Genomic DNA, 3,182 nt, shown 5'->3' on the forward strand with positions numbered 1-3,182 from the left:
CCCCGGGGCCCCCGGGGTGGACACCGTGTCACCGTCGTCCGTGGTGGTCCGCTCCACCAGACGGGGCATACGCACCGAGCCGTGGTTCGCGACGGCCGCGGCGACCATCGCCATCTGCAGGGGTGTGGCACGGGTGTTGTACTGGCCGATGGAGGAGAGCGCGAGCTGCGCGTCGTCAACCCGCGTGTCGAAGGTGCTGGGCGAGACCCGGAACGGGATCCCCAACTTCCGGTCGTTGAAGCCGAAGCCGGCCGCCGTGCTCCGCATGTCGCCCGGGCCCACCTTCACACCGAGGCCGGCGAAGACCGTGTTGCACGACCACTGGAAGGCATAGCGCAGCGACGCGTTCGCGCACCCCTCGACCTCGTTCGTCAGCCGCGCCGAACTGCCCGGCAGCCGGTACGGGTCCGGTGACTCGGTGGGCGCGTCCACATCGCGTACCACGCCCGAGTCCAGGGCCGCCGCGGCGGTGACCACCTTGAAGGTCGAGCCCGGCGGATACGTCTGGTGCACCGCCCGGTTGAGCATCGGCCGGTTCGCCGCGGCGTTCAGCCGCGCCCACGCCCGGGCCACCGCCGAGTCCGTGCCGGAGAGCTCGCCGGGGTCGTAGGAGGGGGTGGAGACCAGGGCCAGGATGCGGCCGGTGGACGGTTCGAGCGCGGCCACCGCGCCCCGCCGGGAGCCGAGCCCGGAGTACGCCGCCTGCTGCGCCGCCGCGTCGAGGGTCGTGACCACGTGGCCGCCGGGGTTACGGGCCCGTGCGAGGTCGTTCCACAGCGGGAACGGCGACAGCGCGGGGTCGGTGCCCGCCAGGACGCCGTCCGCGGCGTCCTCCAGGAAGGCCGTGCCGTACACCTGCGAGGCGAAGCCGGTGACAGGCGCGTACAACGGGCCGTTCTTGTACGTCCGTTCGTAGCGGAACTGCTCGCCGGAGTCCTCGGAGCCGGTGACCGGCCGGCCGCCGACGAGGATGTCGCCGCGCGGCTGGCCGTAGCGGGCGATCGTGTGGCGGCGGTTGGCGGGGTTCTCGTCGTACGTGCGGGCCTGGACGATCTGGACGCGGGCGGCGTTGACCAGGAGGGCGAGCAGGAGCAGCGCGCAGAAGGCGGCGGCGTGGCGGATGTACCTGGTCATGGGGCGGCCGTTGCCCGTCATGGCGCGACCTGCCCGTCGTCGTGCCGTACCTGGTCCCGTTCCGGTCCCTGTTCCGGCTTCTGTTCCTTCCCGGACCGGCCGCGTGCCGAGTCGCTGAGGCGGATCAGCAGGGCCACGATGATCCAGTTGGTGACGACCGACGAACCGCCCTGCGCGAGGAACGGCATCGCCATCCCGGTCAGCGGGATCAGCCCCGTCACGCCGCCCCCGATCACGAAGACCTGGAGCGCGACGATCGAGGCGAGCCCGACCGCGAGCAGCCGGCCGAAGGGGTCGCGCAGGACGAGGCCCGCCCGGATGCCGCGCTCGACCAGCAGCCCGTACAGGAGGAAGATCGCGGAGAGGCCCGCCAGGCCCAGCTCCTCGCCCGCCGTGGCCAGGATGAAGTCCGACTTGACGGCGAAGCCGATGAGGATCGAGTGGCCGAGGCCGAGCCCGGTGCCGAGGAATCCGCCGGCGGCGAACGCGAAGAGCGACTGGGCGAGTTGGTTGGGGCCCCGGCCCGCCTCGATCGACGCGAACGGGTGCAGCCAGTCCTCGACCCGGCTGTGCACGTGCGGCTCCAGCCAGCCCACGGCGAAGGCCCCGCACGCCGCGAGGAGCAGCCCCACCGCGATCCAGCCGGTACGGCCCGTGGCGACGTACAGCAGGATCACGAAGAGGCCGAAGAAGAGCAGCGACGTGCCGAGGTCCCGCTCCAGCACGAGTACGCCGACACTCAGCAGCCAGACCGCGACGATCGGGCCGAGCACCCGTCCGGTGGGCAGTTGGAGCAGCCAGATGCGCCGGCCGGTGTAGGCGAGGGCGGTGCGGTTGGCGGCGAGATAGCCGGCGAAGAACAGCGCGAGCATGACCTTCGCGAACTCGCCGGGCTGGATGGAGAATCCGGCGACCCTGATCCAGATCCGGGCGCCGTTCACCGAGGGGAAGAAGATCGGCAGGACGAGGAGGACCAGTGCGGTGACGACGGACACGTACGTGTAGCGCTGGAGCACCCGGTGGTCGCGCAGGATCACCACCACCGCGATGAACAGGCCCACGCCCAGCGTCGACCAGACGAGTTGCGTGGGCGCCGCCCGGTCGGCCGGGGTCTCCAGGTCGAGCCGGTAGATCAGGACCAGGCCCAGACCGTTGAGCAGGACGGCGATCGGCAGCAGCAGCGGATCGGCGCAGGGGGCGCGCAGGCGCACCGCGAGATGCGCGAGGAGCGCGAGCACGCCCAGCCCGGCGCCGTAGCCGGCGGCGCCGGGCGGGACGGATCCGGTCCTGGCGAGGCCGACGTCGCAGTAGCCGTACACGGAGAGCAGGACGGCCACGACGATGAGGGCGCACTCGATGCCACGGCGCCGGGGGAGATGGACAACGGGAGCCGGTGGATCCGGTTGCACTGTCGTTCCGGACGAGAGCATGTCCGGAAGTTAACAAGGCAGGCGCTCCTTGTCCCGTTATGTGGCGATAATCGGGCTACCCCGGAACTGCTCGCCTTCGCCTGCCGAGTGCCGGCCGTCCCGGGGAGCGCTCAGCACCAGCGGGGTGCCGGGCCGATGTTGTCGATGAAGCGGGCCGTTCCCCAGGCCCAGGTGCCGTCCGCGAGGAGGTACCAGAGGGGGTTGCCCTGGACCTTCTCGCCGGGCGTCTTGCAGAAGATGGAGACGACCTCGCCGTGCGCGGCGTGGCCGATGACGGCGCTGCCGCGGGTCGGCTTGTCGCGCAGGTTCAGTCCGCCGGGCGCGGTGACGCGGCCCTTGTAGTACTCGTGGTGGCGGCCGTCCTGGTGGCCGTCGTGGTGGCCCCAGTCGTCACTCGCGAGGGCGGGGCTCGCGCCGCCGACGACGAGAGCGCCGCCGGCGGCGGCTATGCCGAGACGGGTGACAGCGGTACGCAGGGACATGGCGGGCTCCTCCGAAAATGGGGGACAGGTCTGACTGATCGCCACATTAAGAGCGCGCTTCGGCGCGCGCCCGCCATGCTGAGCCATCGGGGCGGGTGAGCCGGGCGAGGAGAGGGAGTGGGGAGAGGGGGAGGGG

General features: G+C 71.8%; 3 protein-coding genes. All 3 read right to left on the minus strand.

Annotated features, from left to right (window positions below; all coding sequences use genetic code 11):
- Positions 1-1,134: penicillin-binding transpeptidase domain-containing protein (locus tag AOK01_RS38990; protein WP_055520245.1), on the minus strand; the 1,134-nt coding region annotated here is incomplete at its 3' end.
- Between the two features lie 17 nt (positions 1,135-1,151).
- Entirely contained in the window at positions 1,152-2,564 is a 1,413-nt protein-coding gene (locus AOK01_RS38995; protein ID WP_055520241.1) for an FtsW/RodA/SpoVE family cell cycle protein, read from the minus strand.
- 110 nt (positions 2,565-2,674) lie between these two features.
- Positions 2,675-3,046 (minus strand): SH3 domain-containing protein, encoded by a 372-nt coding sequence (locus AOK01_RS39000; RefSeq protein ID WP_055520243.1) that lies wholly within the window; start codon positions 3,044-3,046, stop codon positions 2,675-2,677.
- Positions 3,047-3,182 lie beyond the last annotated feature (136 nt).

This window comes from Streptomyces aurantiacus, from assembly GCF_001418335.1.
GTDB classification, from domain to species: Bacteria; Actinomycetota; Actinomycetes; order Streptomycetales; family Streptomycetaceae; genus Streptomyces; species Streptomyces aurantiacus.